This is a genomic window from Paenarthrobacter sp. NPDC091669, assembly GCF_044756725.1.
Classification (GTDB): domain Bacteria; phylum Actinomycetota; class Actinomycetes; order Actinomycetales; family Micrococcaceae; genus Arthrobacter; species Arthrobacter bambusae_C.
Genome location: NZ_JBIVTK010000010.1, coordinates 129,786 through 146,975, shown reverse-complemented (window position 1 = coordinate 146,975; position 17,190 = coordinate 129,786). Strand labels below are relative to the sequence as shown.

20 protein-coding genes are annotated in these 17,190 nt (G+C 60.5%); 8 read left to right on the top strand and 12 right to left on the bottom strand.

Annotation, left to right across the window (positions count from 1 at the left end):
* Position 1: 1 nt before the first annotated feature.
* Both ACIQLI_RS17280 and ACIQLI_RS17275 read right to left on the bottom strand, forming a co-directional pair.
* The gene (locus ACIQLI_RS17280; RefSeq protein ID WP_400390602.1) at positions 2-1,267 is read right to left on the bottom strand and encodes a RuBisCO large subunit C-terminal-like domain-containing protein; all 1,266 of its coding nucleotides are present in this window, start codon (positions 1,265-1,267) and stop codon (positions 2-4) included.
* 38 nt (positions 1,268-1,305) lie between these two features.
* Positions 1,306-2,316, bottom strand: a complete 1,011-nt coding sequence (locus tag ACIQLI_RS17275; RefSeq protein ID WP_062065703.1) for a 2-keto-3-deoxygluconate permease — start codon at positions 2,314-2,316, stop codon at positions 1,306-1,308.
* A 149-nt stretch (positions 2,317-2,465) separates the two neighbouring features.
* On the opposite strand from ACIQLI_RS17275, the gene ACIQLI_RS17270 reads away from it, so the two are divergent.
* Together ACIQLI_RS17270 and ACIQLI_RS17265 are read left to right on the top strand one after the other, a co-directional pair.
* A complete protein-coding gene (locus ACIQLI_RS17270; RefSeq protein ID WP_354517222.1) occupies positions 2,466-3,326 on the top strand; it encodes a GntR family transcriptional regulator in 861 nt (286 codons plus the stop codon).
* Between the two features lie 367 nt (positions 3,327-3,693).
* Positions 3,694-4,071, top strand: coding sequence for a hypothetical protein (locus ACIQLI_RS17265; protein ID WP_400390600.1), 378 nt, complete (start codon positions 3,694-3,696; stop codon positions 4,069-4,071).
* Between the two features lie 215 nt (positions 4,072-4,286).
* Here ACIQLI_RS17265 and ACIQLI_RS17260 read toward each other — a convergent pair whose 3' ends face one another.
* Together ACIQLI_RS17260 and ACIQLI_RS17255 are read right to left on the bottom strand one after the other, a co-directional pair.
* On the bottom strand, positions 4,287-5,078 hold the full coding sequence (locus tag ACIQLI_RS17260; protein WP_400390598.1) for an SDR family NAD(P)-dependent oxidoreductase: 792 nt from the start codon (positions 5,076-5,078) through the stop codon (positions 4,287-4,289).
* Between the two features lie 150 nt (positions 5,079-5,228).
* The gene (locus tag ACIQLI_RS17255; protein WP_400390596.1) at positions 5,229-5,981 is read right to left on the bottom strand and encodes a sugar phosphate isomerase/epimerase family protein; all 753 of its coding nucleotides are present in this window, start codon (positions 5,979-5,981) and stop codon (positions 5,229-5,231) included.
* Positions 5,982-5,995: 14 nt separating this feature from the next.
* Between ACIQLI_RS17255 and ACIQLI_RS17250 the strand changes: the two genes are divergently transcribed.
* The gene (locus ACIQLI_RS17250) at positions 5,996-6,421 is read left to right on the top strand and encodes an aldehyde dehydrogenase family protein (RefSeq protein WP_400390594.1); all 426 of its coding nucleotides are present in this window, start codon (positions 5,996-5,998) and stop codon (positions 6,419-6,421) included.
* A gap of 172 nt (positions 6,422-6,593) precedes the next feature.
* Here the strand turns inward: ACIQLI_RS17250 and ACIQLI_RS17245 are convergent, their stop codons facing one another.
* Both ACIQLI_RS17245 and ACIQLI_RS17240 read right to left on the bottom strand, forming a co-directional pair.
* Positions 6,594-7,112: a PaaI family thioesterase gene (locus ACIQLI_RS17245; protein WP_400390592.1), complete on the bottom strand. Its 519-nt coding sequence runs from the start codon at positions 7,110-7,112 to the stop codon at positions 6,594-6,596.
* Positions 7,113-7,155: 43 nt separating this feature from the next.
* On the bottom strand, positions 7,156-7,872 hold the full coding sequence (locus tag ACIQLI_RS17240; RefSeq protein ID WP_400390590.1) for an SDR family oxidoreductase: 717 nt from the start codon (positions 7,870-7,872) through the stop codon (positions 7,156-7,158).
* A gap of 126 nt (positions 7,873-7,998) precedes the next feature.
* Here ACIQLI_RS17240 and ACIQLI_RS17235 point away from each other — a divergent pair, with 126 nt between their 5' ends.
* Positions 7,999-8,481 (top strand): winged helix-turn-helix transcriptional regulator, encoded by a 483-nt coding sequence (locus ACIQLI_RS17235; protein ID WP_400390588.1) that lies wholly within the window; start codon positions 7,999-8,001, stop codon positions 8,479-8,481.
* Positions 8,482-8,859: 378 nt separating this feature from the next.
* Here the strand turns inward: ACIQLI_RS17235 and ACIQLI_RS17230 are convergent, their stop codons facing one another.
* The 5 genes from ACIQLI_RS17230 to ACIQLI_RS17210 all read right to left on the bottom strand — a co-directional run bounded on the left by ACIQLI_RS17230 (position 8,860) and on the right by ACIQLI_RS17210 (position 12,665).
* The gene (locus ACIQLI_RS17230; RefSeq protein ID WP_400390586.1) at positions 8,860-9,732 is read right to left on the bottom strand and encodes a hypothetical protein; all 873 of its coding nucleotides are present in this window, start codon (positions 9,730-9,732) and stop codon (positions 8,860-8,862) included.
* A gap of 17 nt (positions 9,733-9,749) precedes the next feature.
* Entirely contained in the window at positions 9,750-10,259 is a 510-nt protein-coding gene (locus ACIQLI_RS17225) for a flavodoxin family protein (RefSeq protein WP_400390584.1), read from the bottom strand.
* 84 nt (positions 10,260-10,343) lie between these two features.
* A complete protein-coding gene (locus tag ACIQLI_RS17220; RefSeq protein WP_400390582.1) occupies positions 10,344-10,745 on the bottom strand; it encodes a hypothetical protein in 402 nt (133 codons plus the stop codon).
* A gap of 115 nt (positions 10,746-10,860) precedes the next feature.
* Positions 10,861-11,268 (bottom strand): hypothetical protein, encoded by a 408-nt coding sequence (locus ACIQLI_RS17215; RefSeq protein WP_400390580.1) that lies wholly within the window; start codon positions 11,266-11,268, stop codon positions 10,861-10,863.
* Complete coding sequence (locus ACIQLI_RS17210; protein WP_400390578.1) at positions 11,265-12,665, bottom strand: DUF4389 domain-containing protein; 1,401 nt, start codon at positions 12,663-12,665, stop codon at positions 11,265-11,267. The genes ACIQLI_RS17215 and ACIQLI_RS17210 overlap by 4 nt, the downstream gene beginning before the upstream one ends.
* A 382-nt stretch (positions 12,666-13,047) precedes the next feature.
* On the opposite strand from ACIQLI_RS17210, the gene ACIQLI_RS17205 reads away from it, so the two are divergent.
* The 3 genes from ACIQLI_RS17205 (at position 13,048) to ACIQLI_RS17195 (ending at position 15,066) form a co-directional block, all read left to right on the top strand.
* On the top strand, positions 13,048-13,179 hold the full coding sequence (locus ACIQLI_RS17205; protein WP_400390576.1) for a hypothetical protein: 132 nt from the start codon (positions 13,048-13,050) through the stop codon (positions 13,177-13,179).
* Positions 13,180-14,174: 995 nt separating this feature from the next.
* On the top strand, positions 14,175-14,621 hold the full coding sequence (locus tag ACIQLI_RS17200) for a universal stress protein (protein ID WP_400390574.1): 447 nt from the start codon (positions 14,175-14,177) through the stop codon (positions 14,619-14,621).
* Between the two features lies 1 nt (position 14,622).
* On the top strand, positions 14,623-15,066 hold the full coding sequence (locus ACIQLI_RS17195) for a pyridoxamine 5'-phosphate oxidase family protein (protein WP_400390572.1): 444 nt from the start codon (positions 14,623-14,625) through the stop codon (positions 15,064-15,066).
* A gap of 84 nt (positions 15,067-15,150) precedes the next feature.
* Here ACIQLI_RS17195 and ACIQLI_RS17190 read toward each other — a convergent pair whose 3' ends face one another.
* Entirely contained in the window at positions 15,151-16,014 is an 864-nt protein-coding gene (locus ACIQLI_RS17190; protein WP_400390570.1) for a universal stress protein, read from the bottom strand.
* A gap of 475 nt (positions 16,015-16,489) precedes the next feature.
* Between ACIQLI_RS17190 and ACIQLI_RS17185 the strand changes: the two genes are divergently transcribed.
* Entirely contained in the window at positions 16,490-17,188 is a 699-nt protein-coding gene (locus tag ACIQLI_RS17185) for a response regulator (protein ID WP_400390568.1), read from the top strand.
* The last annotated feature ends 2 nt before the right edge of the window (positions 17,189-17,190 follow it).

Genomic DNA, 17,190 nt, shown 5'->3' with positions numbered 1-17,190 from the left:
TTCAGACACCTTTCCCGAAGGTTTGGACTGCGTGCAGGAGGGCGTCGTCCCCGCTGTGGGAGCGTTTGTGTGCAGCTTCCTGCAAAGGTACGCCGGCTACGGCAGCTTCCCAGGCCTGACGCAGGCTGCGCACCCCGGCCCCGGGGCCGTCCGGGTGGGCAGCAACGCCGCCGCCGGCGAGCATCATGAGGTCTGTGGAGCCTACGGCCTCGAAAGTGGGCCCTGGGGTGGTGACGTTTTGGCCCGAGGACAGGACGGGCAGGGGTGCGACGGTCTGTCCCAAGGGTTGGAGCAGGCTGCGGATGTTCGCGGCGACTTCTTCGTCCAGCTCGTAGAACTTGCTCCCGAGTCCGCTGGCATGGAGATGGTCCGCGCCGGCTAGGCGTGCCATCTGCTGCCACACCCGGTAGTCCATGCCGAGACCCTTGGACCGCATGGAGGCGGCGAGGCCGGCGCGGTGGCCGTGGATGGGAACTTCGGCGAAGCTGCGCAGCAGGGCCAATGCAGGAAGGCCCATGACCGGGATGTTCAGCATCACGCACCGGCCGCCGGCTTCGACCGCCAGGTCATGGCGCCTTTTGAGGCCGGCGAGGTCCCCGGTGATGTTGAAGGCATACATGGTGGAGTGGCCGGTGGCCTGTTCCGCGGCACGAATTTCTTCGGTAGCGACAGCAATCCGGCGTTCCAAGGGCAGGTACGCGGGGTCGGTCATCAACTCGTCGTCTTTGATCAGGTCGATGGATGCCATGGCCAAGTCCCGCACCACGAGCCGGAATTCCTCTTCGGAAAGCCCGACGTTGGGTTTGACGATGGTTCCCACCATGACGCCCTGAACGTCGCTGATGAGTTTGCGCGTCCCTTCGATGCCGAAAGCCGGGCCGGGATGGGCGGCAACAAAGTCCTCGGGGAGGGCGATGTCCTGCAGCCTGCAAGCGTAGAGATCGCCCAGTTCGAAGAGGTTGCCGGCGATTGCGGTCTGCAGGGTGGCCAGATCGGTACCGATATTTTCCATCGGGAACTCGACTGTGACGAGCGCTGCGCGGACCTTCTCCGGGGTGGACCGTGACGGCAGTGAGGGGCGGCAGAAGCCGAGCTCCTGGACCTCTGAGACACGTGCGGCGTGCCGCTCCCGGATTCGGGCTGACTCGCCGGGTACTGGCATGAACGTGCCGCTGGATTGTTCGCCTGCCATGATGGCTGCGGCTTTTGCAGGGTCGATTTCCGACTCCAGGTAGTAGGTGCATCGCACCGAGCGCGGATCGCGCATGGGTTCTCCGTCCGTGAAGGGGATGTACAAGGAAAGTCTTAGACAGCTGCTGGTACAGGATCCGCCGGCTGCAGGCCACCGGCCCGCTTCAAGGCCCAGGATGCGACGATTGGGGCCAGCAGCGCTGTCACGAGAACGGCCGTGGCGGCCTGGGCTGACGCGGAAGCGACGAAGGGTTCGAACCTTGGATCTGCGACGGCGACTACCGCAGGTACGGCGACGGCGTTGCCGGCCGTGGTGCCCGCCGCGAACCCGATACCGCTCTTGGACCCGCGCCGGAGGACGAACCGGTATCCGAGATACGTCAGGCCGCCGGTGAAGACCACGACGATCAGGCCGAGGAAGATCCCGGCGAATCCGCCGGTGAGCACGGTTTTCAGGTTGATGCCCGTTCCAACAGCGAAGGACATGAAAGGGATCACGATGTTCGGAACATGGTCCAGGGCCTTCGTCCACTCCCGGTCAACGGCGCCGATGAACAGGCCGATGATGAACGGGATCAGTGCCGCGGCGAAGGCGAGCACGGGAATATCGCCCAGCCCTGATGCGCCCAGGAAGATCAGGGCCAGGAACGGGCCATCGTCAAAGGCGCTGGCCACGTACGCGCCGGTGTCCCTTTCGTCGCCGTACTGGCCGGCGAAGGCCAGCCACAGGGCGCCGTTGCTGTTACCAAAGATCGCCAACATGGCCAGGATCGATACCCCCGCGATGCCATCGATGCCGACTACCAGGCCCAGGATCACGGCAATGGTGGCCGGGATCAAGGTCTTGCAGACCAAGACAACCGTGGTGGTGGACGCGGCGGCCTTGCCGCTGTGGCTTCCGGTGATTTGGGCTCCGGTGGCCAGGATCAGCACCGCGATCAGCGTCAGGGCCCCGTCCTTGAAGAGCGCCGTGGTGAAACCGCCGATTTTCAGGGCTTCGGGCGCGAAAGTGTTCATCAGCACGCCCAGCATGAGCGGGATCAGCATCATGCCGGCGGGCACCTTCTGGAGGAAGGCAAACATCGGCAACCGTGAACGACCTGACCTCAAATGCATCTGCGTCATTATTCGACCTCTCTACGTCATTGTATGTTCCAGCCGACGGATCAAGTCCGTACAATTAGTACGTACATTACATGTGGGATGGATCACGCGTCAAGGGTAAGAAGAAGTCCGGGCGGGCTATGATGTGCTCGAACGCCAAAGGAGTCAGTGTGAGTGTGCAAACCACCGGGGGAGAGCCCCGGGAGCGGTCCAACGGCCTGAACCGTGCGGAAGGGCCGCCTCTTCACGCGCAGATCCGGGACATCCTTCACCGGCAGATCCTGGACAGGCCTCTGTTGCCCGGTTCGCCGCTTCCCACTGAGGAGGAACTCCAGAAACAGTTCGGCGTCTCGCGTAGCGTTGTGCGCCAGGCGTTGTCCGGACTTTCCGACCTCGGCCTGATCCGCCGCCAACGCGGCCGCGGCAGCGTGGTGGCCGCCGCTCCTGTCCTGCGAAGGCATCTGCAACAGGCCGGCGGACTTGACGAACAAGCAGCGGCGCACGGTCAGCGCCTCCGAACCCACGTCATCTCCGTGGAACACGCCACCCCGCCTGAGCCGGCGGTAGAGGCTCTGAATACCACCAACACCTGGAAAATCGAACGCATCCGCTACCTGGAAGAGACCCCAGTGGCGTTCATGCGCACTTGGGTTCCCCGTGACCTCTTTCCGCACTTCACCAAGGAGTTGCTGGAGAACGCATCACTTCTTGGCCTCATGCGGGAACACGGCTATCACCCGGCAGGCGGACCCCGGCAGGTTCAGGCGGTGGCAGCAGATGCCGACCTTGCACAAAAACTCGAATCCAATGCGCGTGAACCCCTGCTCCTGCTTCAAGGGGTAACGAGTGACGCGCTCGGTCATGGCCTCGAATGGTTCAGCGTGTGGCACAGCCCCAACACCGTCTTCGACGTCGACGCGCAGGTAACCTCACAGCCAGGACGAGTGTCGCAGGATCACATCAGCCGCCTGCGGAGCCTGACGCGGCAACTTGAATCCGAACTGGCAGATATTGAACGAGGTGCCCGCTAAGGGCGGTGCCGGTCTACGCCGCACCGCATAGACGTGGCCTTGGCATGAGCCGCGGGCACACCAGCAGGCGAAATTCGATCCGGTTAAGGCACGTCGTGATGCGTTGAGCAGGGGTGCCTTTATTGGTGTTCCAGTCAGCGATGATGCTATCGCCGATGGTCGGAGTTGTTGAGCCCTTTTGGGCCCCGACCATTGAGGTGCGGTCTCTGTTTGGGCGAAGGGGGTGGTTCGTTGATGCCGGGACGTCTGCCATGGTCCGGTTGCGGATCTGGGAAACTGGAAGTTCGCAATCACCGTGGCAGGTTTATTGTCTGCGCTACTTCGATCTGTCCGGACAACCTGTCACCAACCCGACTGCCCAACTGACATGCGCAGCTGGGCCGTATCTGAAGACGTTGGCGATCGTGGGGTTCGATCCATTGCTTTTCGGCATTCAGGCTGGTGCGTATCCCTGGCCAGCCAAGTACTTGAAGGCGCTCCACGCTGGCGCATTCAATTGGCATCCGTGCTGATGCTGCGCGGCGAACGATGGCCGACGCTTCGGTCCTGCCCGAAATACAGCCGGGCCGTCACAAGACAGGCAAGCCAGCTCCTGTCGGGCCAATTTCTGTTCTTGTGGAAGAAGAACCGCGAAGTCAGTGGCGGTCCATTCCGTGCCATCCAAGATATTCTTTGCCATGAACACGGCGCCTCCTTTAGTGCAGCTGTTTGGGGGACGATTGGTTTTGCTTTGGATTTTGAATAGGGTCGTTGCCGAGCTCCTAAATAGCGATATGCCGAAGTCTGTCGCTGGTCCACTGAGTGGCCGGACCCGTGGGTGGCGCGAGACGAGCCCCGCCAGCGCAACGATGCATTACCGGCTTGTCGAACCGGGCATCCGCCATGTCTGGCGCAGCCGGTGGTGACGGTAGCGGTGGCGGGGCAAACCTCATATTCTGGGGTGTCTGTACAACTTGGGCCTCAGGGTTTGGAACTTGGCCGTCCCGGAATATGGCTCAGAATGGACTTTGAGAAGCCGCCATCGACACAAATGTCTTGCCCGGTGACGTAGCCGGCCAGCGGGCTTACAAGGAACTCAATCACATTCGCAATGTCCTTGGGATCTCCAATTCGGGCCAAGGGGATAATATTTTCCCTTGCTTTCTTGATGTCGGGATCCGCGTACATCTTTTCGGTCATCCGGGTGTGAGTCATGCCGGGGGAGACTACGTTGACGCGAATTCCTTCAGGTGCCCATTCCAGAGCGAGTGTTTGGGCAAGCATTGTCAACGCAGCCTTGCTGGGGCTGTAGGCGCCTGATCCAGCGTGGGGGATCTGACCTGACATTGACGAGGTGAAGCAGGCGGCACCCCGACTCTGCCGCAAGTGCGGGTGGCTGGCTTTGGCCAGGAGCCACGCGTCGCGAAGATTAACGGAGAACATGTCGTCCCAGTCCTCTATTGTCACATCGCAGATCGCGCCAGGATTGGCAATCCCGGCATTCGCAATCAGTGCATCCAGCCCCCCAAACTCAGCCACGGCGGCGTCGACCAATTTGCCGGGCACCTCCGGGTCGCCGAGGTCTCCCGCCAAAGCGATCGCGGAGCCGCCCATTGACTCGATTGAACGCACTACCTGCTCTTGGCTGCTGTTTGTGTCGTGTCCTGCCACTGCTATCCGGGGGTGTTCGCCCCGGGCGAGAGCCGCCTCTGCAATTCTCAGGCAGGCGGATGCTCCAATGCCGCTACTGCCGCCACTAACCAATGCTCTCATTGAAAAGACTCCTTATACAGCGGTCACATTCGGGAATATTCCGGATCACTCCGCAACGTCCATTGGCATTGCGGCACGATGAGCAATGTGACCTATTGACTATTTCTCTCGTAGATCTTCGGCGGAAATGCCGTGATCTCAGGCGTTCGGTTAGTTTCCCAGTTCCCAGCCTTGATCCTTGAGGTCTTGCATCGCCGTCTTGAATTCCTGCAGGGGGTTCTCCTCGCGAATAATCTCAAGAACAACGTTGTCCACCCCGCACGTTTCCTTTACGGCCTTGCCGAGTCCGTTCCAATCGATCACTCCTGTGCCGATCGGATCGTGCCCCCAGGTTTCAGTGCCTCTATCAGAAATATGCACCAGGCCAATGGATTTGTGATGGAAGAGAAGGCTCTCTACTGGGTCCTCACCTATGTAGGCTGCGTTTGCGACGTCATACACGATCTTGACAGAGTCATCGTTGATCGTGCTGACGACGCCTGCCAGATCTTCGATGGTAGGCGTGAAGCAATAGGGGGTGTTCTCGAAGAGGAGACGCGTGCCGGCCTGTTTGGCCAGCGGAATCAGGCTTTCCAGACTCTCAAACATCCACCCGTAGGTTTTCTCCAGCGAGGGGGAGATCATGGGGCGGCGTGTCCCGGGGGATATGACTACCTCCGAGACCCCCCAACCTTCGGCAAGCTCAATCACTGACGTGATGTGCTCGATGCTCTTTCGCCGCATATTTGCTGCGGGGCTGGCGAGATTGATGTCGTATCCACCGGCGTTCAGAGACCTGATGGAGGCGCCGTACTCATTGAGCCGGCCATAGATTTCGGAGCGCTCCGCCTTGGAGATTTCGTCGGGCCAACAGTGCGGAGAACTCACTGGAACCTCAAAAATCCGGTATCCGTTTCCGGCCAATTCCGCAATCGCACTTGGAACGTGCCCAATCTGAAGGGGCCACAGCTGCCCTCGGTGGCGGGGCTTTGGAGGGAGCTGGCTACTTCGTGGCACCGACCGTCCTCACCAACGTGTCCGAAGGCGCCGCCTGTACCTTGGAAGAAATTTTCGGCCCCGTAGTCACCGTAGAGACCTTCGCCAACGAGGATGAGGCCATCACCCGGGCCAATGCAGTTCCCTATGGACTGGCTGCTTCGGCGTGGACACTGAATCCCCAACGTGGGCACGATGTCGCTTCCAAGCTGGACGCAGGTACAGTCTGGGTCAACTCCCACCTGGTGCTGGCCAACGAAATGCCGTGGTCCGGCTTCAAGAGCTCCGGCTATGGACGCGACCTCTCCGCCTACGCCCTGGACGACTACTCGCGCACCAAGCACGTCATGCACAACAAGGCCCGATAGAGTCCCGCTACGCAGTAAACCTGAACGTCCTCTGAAAAGACCGGAGACACTCGGCGGAAGCACCACTTGGCCGAGTGTCTCCGGACTCAGGTGTCTTCGTGATGGAAATACCACCCCCGGATGGGCCTGTTTCATGGTCTTTATAGGCTGGTCCTCTGAGGAGCGGCTGTAGTTAGTTCCCGCCCGGTTGGTGCGGGAAGACCAGCAGCGTGCTTGTGGCAGTGGCGAGGAGTTTTCCGTCGGCGGTGCTGAGGCGTCCTTCGGTGAAGATTGCCCGCGGGCCGGCTTTTACAACTGAGCCCTCTGCGCGCAGAGCACCCTTCTGAAGCGTGATGGGTCGCAGGTACTTGACCGCCAGATCGATGGAGGTGTAACCGATCCCTGCTTCCAAGGTGCTGTGTGCGGCACAGCCGAGCACAGTGTCGAGAAGGGTGCAGGCCAGGCCGCCGTGCACCATCCCGAGGGGGTTGTAGTGCGCTTCTCCAGGCAAGCACTGGAACTCGACGTGGCCGTATCTCACGTCGACCAGATCAAAATTCATGAGGGAAGCGATCGGTGGCGGAGCAATGCTGCCGTCTCGGAGGCCGGAGAAGTAGTCCATACCCGATAGCCGTGGCAGCTTTTCGAGCGCGATTGCTGGATCCGTCCACGTGAATGTTTCAGAGCGTTGTGCTGAGGCGTCGGTTGTCACGGGTTTCTCCTTGGGGCTCTCATGACTTCAGGTTTTGCAGCGGTCATACCGGGGTGGTGGCTGCCAATGCGGGGTAAAGGTCCGAGATCGGCCCAGATAGGCCGAGCTTCACCCCTGCGCTGATTTCGTCCACGATGACCTCGTAGTCACCCTGTTCGAGCCCATCGAAGGACTTCCGCGCCGCTTCCTCGGCCGAGGTCTTCGGGGCGCTGACGCCCTTGGCCATGGCTGTGTCCATGAAGCCGACGTGAACACCAGTGACATGCGTGCCTTGGGGCGCCAATTCCTGGCGGAAGGAGTTGGTAGCCGACCACAGCCCTGCCTTTGACGCACTGTAGGCACCGGTCAGGGCGATCCAGCTGAGCACCGAGTGAATGTTGAGGACCGCTGACGTACCACTTGTGGCAAGCACCGGTGCGAATGCCCTGGTCAAGGTAACAGGTCCGAAGAAGTTAGTCTCCATGATTTCGCGCAACTTCTCGTCGGAGAGAGCCAGGAACGAATCCGATTCGACGCTGATGCCGGCGTTGTTGATCAGAACGGTGACGTCCTGGGCCTGAGTAACGGCGGCCCGGATCGAGTCAGGGTTGGTGACATCGAGTGCGAGGGGGACGACTCGGGAGTCGCTCCACTCCTGCGGTCGGCGGGCCGTCGCATAAACCTTCGCGGCACCCCGGGCGAGGGCCTGTTGCACGAGCTCGTGGCCCAGGCCTCCATTTGCACCGGTAACAAGGACGACGGCGCCAAATAGCAGCGGCATGGATTCTCCTGAACTCAGATTGGAGGCGACGCGGTTGTCGCGACCTCAGAACATCAGAGTAATGGAGTAAGTTGGATTTTCCAACCCACTTGTATACTTGAAAAACGTAACGAAAGCAGGTGCCAGGTGAACCGTCCAATCGACAAGGAACTTGATGGGCCCAGGGCGTGTTTTATCGCGGCCGGGCTCGACGTTCTGGGGGAGCGGTGGGCGCTGCTGGCGCTTCGCGAGATGTCATTGGGCGTACACCGGTTCGATCAGATCGCGCGAAATACCGGGGCGTCCCGTGACATACTTACGGGCCGACTGCGCACCCTCGAAAGTCGCGGCGTGATTGAGCGCGTCCAGTACTCCGAACATCCCCCGCGCTACGAGTACCACCTCACAACTTCCGGGGCCGAGGTAGCCCCCATCCTCATCTCACTCGCAGCCTGGAGCAGTGCATGGATGCGAGACGAGACGCCCCGTGCTTCCTACCAGCACAGTTGCGGTGCCGACCTGCAGCCGGTGGTCTCCTGTGCGGTGTGCGGTGAAGAATTCGCCCAAGGAAGTCTGATGTTCGGGCCGCTTGTGTCATCGGCCGGTGCGGAGCCGGCGTCCGGCGGGTAGGAACAGACGGGACAGTGGGCGACGGCGGTACCTCCCGCCGTCGTCCTCTTGCCGCGGCTGCGTGCCCGGATTTTCGCCGGCAAGGCGCCCTGAACACGGGCTTCAGGTTCGTTTTGATCCTGAAGAACGGAGAGCCCCCCAACCGGAACCGGTCGGGGGGCTCTCCTGCGTTCGCGCTGGCGGCGGCCCTTAGGGCATGTCAGCGGGGACTTGGTAACGATGGATTGCGGATCTACTGGCCCGAACCCTTTACGCGGGTCCCCGCCGCTGCGGCCAGGTGCTCACCCTCAACGACTTCGGGGTCTGCTGGTGAGACCCCAGTGACGCAGGAACGTCCTCTTCATGTGCTCAACCTCCCTTGGGACCCGCTCGTGGCCTTCAGCCATGAACGGGGACGGGTTCCATTGACGGGCTGCGTGGTTGTCTTCGTGTTGAGCGGAGCTGCCGAATGAAGACCACGCAGAGGGCTATGGAGAGGGCGCCGATCGGCATCATCATGCCCCATCCGGCAGGACTTTCCCGAAGGTAAGAGATGATCGGAGTGACGAGGATCGGTAACGTCGTCAGCCCGAGGAAGACAAGAGACCCCACCGCTGTTGCGTGTCCCCAGACGTGTCCGCGGATCAGGAGCACCCCTGAGGTGAAAACGGCGGGAAGGAAGAATGCCAGATCAAGTACGTGAACTGGACTAGTCGGCACATTCCAGCTCGAGGCACTTCTCGATGGAGCTCCTGTCAGAAGGTCACCGAAGATCTCGTTTAGCCAGAGAAGCGTGAACAGGGCACTGGTAACAATGAGAACCCACCCGGTTAGACCGGTGGCCGTCCGACCGACCAGGTGAGCCGCTTCTGGCACGACGCTAGCCAGGGTGCCGGCCAACGCGAATACCGAGAGGCCAAGAACGGCTGTCCAAACCAGAAACAAAGGACCGAACTGGATCGAGAAGGCGTAGATCGAGTAGTTGTACGCGGTAAAACCCAGACAACCGGCCAATGACAACCACGACCCCATCGATCCTCTTCTGGCCAGGAAGGCAAGGATCACGAGCAGCGGAGAAACCAGCAGCCCGTTCACCACGTCCTGGGCAAGAGCGGCGTTGAAGAGCAGATCCGTCTCACGCCCGTAAATCGCGGCCGGCTGGAGGATGCCAAGGACGCTACCGGTGAACGCAAGCACACCGGCGGAGGCTGAGAGCCACGTCCAGATCCGCGGCAACCTGCCGGAGGAGACCTGAACATGGTCCTGCGGCATGGGATCAGTCGGCAGCATCACGAACCAACGCCAAGCCGGGCAAATGAATCGCCGGCCCATTCCGCTGCACGGTCGAGCTCACCGTCGAGCAATGGCCCTTCGTAGCCATGGACACGGAAGGTGCGCTGCTTCACAGACGTGTCGAATCCAAGGGAATGTAGTTCGTGTTTCGCCGCTTTGGCCGCGGAGCCGGGCACCCTCGGTTTGTCGACCCGGGTATCAAAGACAATAACCGGGATTTCAGCCTTGGGGCGTTCGAGTTGGTTGAGCCATTCGCGGATGCCGCGGTCAGGTTCGTGCGGTGCGGAGTGCGACTTGACCGCTTCGGCGCGGGTGGCTGCTCGCGTCATCGAGAACGCGTGCGTCGGGCCGCCGACGACTAACAGGTCGTACCCGTCGACTGAAAGTGGCGCGGCATCCGAGTCCGTCACATCGACGTCGGCATCGATGGCCAGCTGAGCGCCTATCGTTCGCGCGACTTTCTCGGTGTTGCCCCATAGGGACTCATAAACAACCAGTGCACGCATCGTTACTCCTAGTACATGACCCAAAGGAGTGGGTCTTCTTTTGAATTGTTTTTTGTGTGCCGCATGGCTATGTGCCGTCTGGCTTTAGGTTTTGGGGATCAAATTCTTACGCGCGGACAGCCGTGATCGTTCGTGGGAGCCCAACGCGATTCGCCTGGGTTTCAATCGCCTGCTCGTGACGGCGAGATTCCGCCAGTGGAGGGCTGCTGCGATCAGTATCAGGGGGACGTGGATTGCCGGGAGATTCCTGGACAGCCATGGTGGGAGATAAATGTCAGTGACGGATCCGGTGTTGTCTCCGAGGTTGCGGGCGACGGCTGTCAGAGGGCAATGAAAGCCGTTTGCGGCGAACACCAGTGTTTCCAGAGCAACGACGGACGCTGCAGCCCCGGCCCGGCGGTCCGATTGTCCGCGGATTCCCGCGTACAGGACGTAGACCATGCAGCCCTCGATTATGAACCAGGCAAGGGTGTGAAACGCCTTCACAGCCTTCAGTAAGCCGCTATGCCCGTTCGTCCGTGCCGTTAAGGGGATCATCGGGAAAGCGCGGTGCGGCGCGTACGCCAGGCGTATTGGGTTGAGGTGCAACACTCTTCTCATGTCAATCCTTACGGGCGGGCGTGATGGCATGGGGCCGGCCAGTGACTGACACCGTGTGCGGCTTGGGCGTTGAATGTCCTTTGGTCTGTGTGATGAATGCGTAGATGACCCCAGCAAGCACGATCACATTGGCGACCGTCCCATAAGCTGCGTCAACCCAAGAAGTGATGATCACGCTCTGGGAGATGATGACTCCCGCGGCCCCGACGACCCACCACTGCTGTGCCTTGGCGATGATGCAGATGGCTGCCGTCAGGAGCAGGACCGCTGCCGAAAGCCAAAGGACACCTAGCACTGGGGTTATCTGCTGACTCAGCTGCGGGACAGTACTGATTCCCAACCCCTTTGAGGCGCCGAAGAGGTGAATCAGGGCATGCAATCCCAGGAAGCCTTCGAAGATCCATTTCACGACAACACCTCCACGTTTTCCGGGTTGGTGGTTGTCATAGACGGGTCGTCCCCGCCTTGGTCAAGCCTGAAGGGAGGATATTCGTCGCGCATCAGCGCTACGTAAATGGTCACTCGGAAGATCCACCGGTTGATGCCCATGATGAGGCCGAAGAGACCCTGACGGTATGTACCTGTGAAAAGCAGTATCAAGCCGGCGATGAGGACCAGAGTCCCCAGCAGGGAATACTCAAGGCCGGGCTGTCCGGGATTCGTTGGTGAGTTCTGACCGAACCAGATGACTCCGGCGCCCGTGAAAATGGCAACGATCAACAGATGCGGTACGGCCAGAATCCATCCCTTGATCAGGACAAGACCGCGGGAAAGTCGTTCGGGGTAGGCGACATTCAAGTCGGCAGGGTAATCAGTCGAGGCGAGCGTGAAGGGTGGGTAAACGTCTGTGCCGAGAGCCGAGTGGGCGTAGAACGCTACGCGCCAGTTCCATCGAAGTACACCGACGTTGAAGGCAAAGAGGCTTCGAGGGTATCGCCCGGTGAAGAGAACGGCCAGACCAGCGATGACCGTCGTCACGAATAACGCGAACCATAGGAAGAAGAGGACAACAAAGTGAGGCACGGCGAGTAGCCACTTCACCAGCCACAGACCCCGTGACAGCTCGTTGCCCAGCTTGCCGTAGAACATGGTCTCAGAGGGATGCCCGAGGACGCTGTTGATAGTAGCTGTCTCGCCGTCAGCCAACGGTTTCTTGTCCGATCCGATCTGCGACTGGCTCAGGTTTTTCCCCGCTCGGGCCGCCCCGAGCCAGATCAGACCCACGCCGATCAGAAACGTCATGGCCCCGACGAGAAGGGCGATCAGTGGAAGGATTCCGAGTTGATCGGAATGGTAGCCTGCCTGCAGATTCGTGGCCACACTAGGGGTGGCGTCGGCGTTCATGACAACGACTACCCATTCACCACTATGTACAGGGGTGACAAGGGTTTGGAGCCCGGGCCCGTGAGCGGAGGCCAGCCAGAATGTCTCGGTTGCAGGGTTTGTCGGAGTGTCGTTACCGGACTTCTCCTCGTAGCGTACGTCGGAGGGAAAGGAGGTGATGCTTTGGATCTCAGCCCGAGCAACATCGCCGAGGTACTTGTCCACGTCAGCTCGCGCACCGATACCTATGAAGATGTCCTGCTCGGACCCTGCGGCTTCTGCTTGCAAGCGAACTTCACCAAGATCGAATGGTGTCCGGGCTATGGCTGGCTCGTCGATGACCAGTTCGAGCGTCGGGGAGACGAGCGCGTAGGATTCAGTGGCGAAGGACCGCGCCGAGGACTGCACGTAGGTATCTGCTCCGTTGGGGGAGACTGCGCTTAGCGCTGCTGCACCCAGTACTGTTCCCCCAATACCGAGCACTGCCAGTAGTGTGCCGGTAACTATGGCGACAGCCGCGGATACAGAGGTTGGTCTCAGCCTATTTGTGGGGCGTGTGGCGTTGCGCGTGGATGGATCTGTGCTCATAGCGTGCCGTCCTGGAGGGAGAGATGGTGGGGGCTCGAGGGCGAGCCTGAGTTGTCGGAGCACCTACGACTTGTCTGAATGCGTTTACCGTCGGTGTTTGGCGACAATGGGATGTCCGCCGACGTGAAAAATCGGAATCGTCCGTAGACCGGATTTAGGGCCCGCCTGGAAGTCATTGGGATTCGGGCGGAGTGAACCCGGCCGTGGAGGGACCTGTACTGTGGCTTCACCTGGATTCTCCTGGTAGTCAGGCATCGTCCTGAAGCAGGGTCTTTTCATGCAATCCATTGATCGCATGGTCGCCAGCGACCCAACTTCGATCCGTCAAGCCCAAGACTGCGGCTGGCTGGGGGGTATCTACGTGGACACGCCTTGCATTGCCGTTCACTTCGACATCGTCGAACTCTGAGCGTCCCATGATTCGCCTCCTGCTGTCCTCTCAAGCATGAGCGGCAAGGGGCGCGACAAACAGGGCCTAAAGTCACAGCAGTCGTCCCATCCGAGACGCGCTTCGCGCAGAAATGTACCGGCAACCATCAGTGGGGCATAGCTGTGTGAAGCAGCCCGCAGCACTAAAGGACCCTGGCCGCCGGGCTGAAGTCAGGGTCGGGTGCCTCAAATCGGACACAAAGAATCGCTTTGATCGAGGCCGCCGTCTGCTCTTCCGAACAACCGAGATACGACGTTGCCGTCCAGATAAACGGGAGGCCAGGAAAGTTTCGAGGGACTTTGGGCCCTTACGGTGAACGGCCTACTCATCCATGCTGATGATGGGCATCGCGAGCGAACGAAGATGCGCCCGGATTGTCGACAGCAGAAAGGAGGGTCTCTGGTGACTGGGACCTTTGAACTATTTAGGGATAACCAAGCCAATGTCCGGTTTCGCTTGATGGATGAAGCCGGGCGGGAACTAGCCGTTTCTTGCGCTTTCTTGGACATGGGCGCTGCAGTGCAGGGCATATCTCAGGTCCGTGAGTGCGCCGGCTTGGGCCTCGTAGAAGACCACTGCTCACCGCCGCAGCCATGAAGTCGGAACCCTCACCCGGTCAAACTCCTGAGCCAGAACGAAATGCAGCTCGAGCGCGTCAGGGAGCCAGGATGAATAAAAGCAGACCTCAGGTGCAGAAACCAGCCAAGCACGCTCGCCGAACTTTCTCTGATCAAGCCAGAATCGGTGGAATCAAGGGGACGAAACAGCATGCAGCGTACCCCGCGATCCTGTTCAATCCACTGGCTCAACAGCTTCTCCGGCTCGGAAAACGCCGTGAGGCCGCTGAAGCCAAACTCGAAAAGCGGCTAGGCAAACAACCGAAGCCCAACGTCCGGAGACTGCCGGGCGCGTGAGGGGTAGCAGGGCTCTTTCAGCACAGGACCGAACGTTTACTGATCCCAGGAGAAAAAATAATGAGCAAGGACGGATCACCAGGGAAGATTATTGTGGGGGTGGATGGTTCGGAGCCGTCCATCGAGGCGCTCCGCGAAGCCCAACGTTTGGCAGTCCCCTTGGGGGCAACAGTCGAGGCGATTGCCTACTGGGATTTTCCGCCGGACTATGAGGGCTATCTCGCCGTGGGGATCACGGGATTTGAGGAGGCAGCCGGGCAAGTCCTCATGGAGTCAGTCGAAAAGGCGTTCGGCATTGACGTGCCGGACAACGTCACTTCGCACCTGGAACAGGGCCATCCCCGGCAAGGACTGATCAAAGCAAGCCGCGGGGCTGAGATGGTAGTCGTGGGCAGGCGCGGCCATGGCGGATTCGGCGGTCTCTTGATGGGATCGGTCAGTTCGGCCTGCGTCGCCCACGCACATTGCCCCGTTCTTGTAGTGCACACCCCCGAAAAGGAAGCATGAAATGAGTGTGCCCAGCCAAGAACCTGTACGCATCGACGGTGCCCGTCACGTCAGCGAAGACCTTAGCGAGGTGCAGTGCTGGGAGAGGCTGCATTCGCACGACACAGGGCGGATAGGTTTCGTCCACCACGGCCGGGTGATGATCTTGCCTGTCAACTATCTGGTTCACGATCACGCCCTTTACTTCCGTACCTCGCTGGAAGGGTTGATTGGTGGGCCGGTGGCCCGGATACAGACATCTTTCCAAATCGACGATGCCAGGGCTGATCGAAGCGAAGGGTGGTCGGTGTTGGTCAGCGGGTCCTCATCCCATGTGGTTGACCGGGAGTTACTCACGCGTCTCTGGGGCCATATGACGGCAGAACCATGGGCCGGTGGAGACCGAGGCCTCTTCATCTGTATCCAGCCCACCATCATTACAGGGAAGCACGTATATCTCGCCTAGCTGTAACGCGAAAGTGCGGGCTTGACCGGGGAACCGGCAAGCCCGCACTTTCAGTGACCCCGGTTTGGGGTGCAACGGTTGCTTTCAGTCGGAGTGCTTGACCGGGCTGATCCTCGCGATAATCGTGGGACATGGCAATTTGGTGAGAACCGCATGCGCTGTCGAGCCCAACAAGAGGCGTTTAAAACTGCCCCGTCCGCGGCTGCCTACCACCAGCAATTGTGCCGTAGCTCCGGCCGCGAGCAGTGCTTCGGCGGGCCGTGTGTGAGTGTCGAGAACCTGGTGCACCACCAAATCAGGGTACTTGTCTGCCAATCCGGCGACAGTCTCGGCTAAGACCACGCGCTCCTCTTCCGTGATGACCTCGAAGTAGTTGGTGTGGGGTACACCGCGGGTTACCCATGGTTCCGGTGTGAGGAAGGCATGAAGAACCGTCAGCTCCTGGCCCTGACGGTCAGCCTCCGCCGCGGCAAACGCGACGGCCTGTGTGGACTCTTCAGAACCATCTACGCCGACAACAATTCCTTGGCGGTTTGTCATGTCGTGCTCGCCGACAACTGCTACAGGACAACGCGCAACGGCGGCGACCTGCAAAGCGCGATCGGTCAGGGAACCGCCAGCCCAACCATGGCCGGAACCTATGACCACCATGGCGGCCTCTTTGGACCTCTTGCCCAATGCGTAGCCTGCTCCGCCCGAGACGAGGTCGGTGGTGACATCGACAATGGGTTCCATCTTTGCGGCCCGGTCCTTCGCAGCAGCAAGAAAATTGATGCCGGATTCCCGTATCCACTCGTTGTACCCCACAGAATCGTACGCCCAGCGGTCATCCACAGCATGGACAAGCTGTACCGGCAGCTTCAAGGTGGCTGCTCTATGCATGGCCCAACGCATGGCGGCCTCGCTGCTGGGTGAATCATTGACGCCGACGACGATTGCTTCATTCATGGCTTGGCCCGTTCTTCGTTGATGGGTTCCCCGGACGTCGGCCGGGGCCTAGTTGCCAGTTTGTACCGGGTTCAGACCGCCCGGTTAGGGCCGGAAGTCCTTATTCCGGTGTGGCTATGGAGATGGTCTCTTGGTATTCCGGGACGCGGGCCAGCTGCGCTGCTCCCAGGACGTGACCGGCCGGTACGAACGTGGCCTCCATGCCATGGTCGAGATGAAGGCCTCGTGGCCATGACCATGACCCATGCTGCGGACAGGGTACGGCTGCACGGGGTGAACCAAAGCCGGGCCGTTGAGGGCTGTTCAGTGCAACGAAGCCATTGTCCCCGCGTGGTGACGCGGCGGCCTAAAGTCACACGCGCCGGCAGGGTCCTTGGGCCCTTGTGGGCGGGGCAGGCAGTCGGCGAGAATTTGGCAGGAGCCGCCAACACGGAGCTCTCGATATTGCGGCCATCGGCCGCCGGACAGGAGCATCATGGATCGCCCAGAAACAGCCGGTCAAACCACCGGCGTTTCCCCCGGAGAACCAATCCGCGTTTTCATCCTCGACGACCACGAGTTGGTGCGCAGGGGCCTCCAGGAACTTTTGGAAGGCGAAGGTTTCGTGGTTGTCGGCATGTCCGGTTCGGCGGAAGAAGCGACGCGCCGGATTCCCGCATTGCGTCCCGATGTCGCTGTTCTGGACGCACGGTTGCCCGACGGCACCGGAATCGAGGTCTGCCGGGACGTTCGCTCCGTCGACCCTGGACTGAACTGCCTGATCTTGACAAGCTACGACGACGAACAGGCCCTCCGCGCCGCTGTTCTTGCCGGGGCCGCAGGCTACGTCCTGAAGGAAATCGGGGGCACAGACCTGCTCGGCGCCTTACGCAAAGCCGCCCACGGCGAGTCGTTGTTCGACGAAGCCGTCAAAACGAGAATCATCCAGGGGCTCACGGTGCCAAAGCGGCAGGATCCCAGGACAGCTTCCCTCACGCCGCAAGAGCGCCGAGTCCTTGAATTTGTTGGTCAAGGCATGACCAACCGCCAGATTGGCGAAGAAATGCTTCTGGCAGAAAAAACGGTCAAGAACTACGTCTCATCCCTGCTGGCCAAACTAGGGTTTGAACGCCGAACCCAGGCGGCGGTGTTCATGGCTCAAGCACCTGAAGAGGACGCCGGTTCCCTGCGCTAAAG

Coding starts and splice junctions, on each gene's coding strand:
- ACIQLI_RS17185 (WP_400390568.1), top strand. CDS start 16,490: ATGGATCGCCCAGAAACAGCCGGTCAAACCACCGGCGTTTCCCCCGGA.
- ACIQLI_RS17225 (WP_400390584.1), bottom strand. CDS start 10,259: ATGCGTGCACTGGTTGTTTATGAGTCCCTATGGGGCAACACCGAGAAA.
- ACIQLI_RS17260 (WP_400390598.1), bottom strand. CDS start 5,078: ATGAGAGCATTGGTTAGTGGCGGCAGTAGCGGCATTGGAGCATCCGCC.
- ACIQLI_RS17195 (WP_400390572.1), top strand. CDS start 14,623: ATGAGTGTGCCCAGCCAAGAACCTGTACGCATCGACGGTGCCCGTCAC.
- ACIQLI_RS17190 (WP_400390570.1), bottom strand. CDS start 16,014: ATGAATGAAGCAATCGTCGTCGGCGTCAATGATTCACCCAGCAGCGAG.
- ACIQLI_RS17205 (WP_400390576.1), top strand. CDS start 13,048: ATGCAATCCATTGATCGCATGGTCGCCAGCGACCCAACTTCGATCCGT.
- ACIQLI_RS17275 (WP_062065703.1), bottom strand. CDS start 2,316: ATGACGCAGATGCATTTGAGGTCAGGTCGTTCACGGTTGCCGATGTTT.
- ACIQLI_RS17200 (WP_400390574.1), top strand. CDS start 14,175: ATGAGCAAGGACGGATCACCAGGGAAGATTATTGTGGGGGTGGATGGT.
- ACIQLI_RS17240 (WP_400390590.1), bottom strand. CDS start 7,872: ATGCCGCTGCTATTTGGCGCCGTCGTCCTTGTTACCGGTGCAAATGGA.
- ACIQLI_RS17265 (WP_400390600.1), top strand. CDS start 3,694: ATGCGCAGCTGGGCCGTATCTGAAGACGTTGGCGATCGTGGGGTTCGA.
- ACIQLI_RS17230 (WP_400390586.1), bottom strand. CDS start 9,732: ATGCCGCAGGACCATGTTCAGGTCTCCTCCGGCAGGTTGCCGCGGATC.
- ACIQLI_RS17280 (WP_400390602.1), bottom strand. CDS start 1,267: ATGCGCGATCCGCGCTCGGTGCGATGCACCTACTACCTGGAGTCGGAA.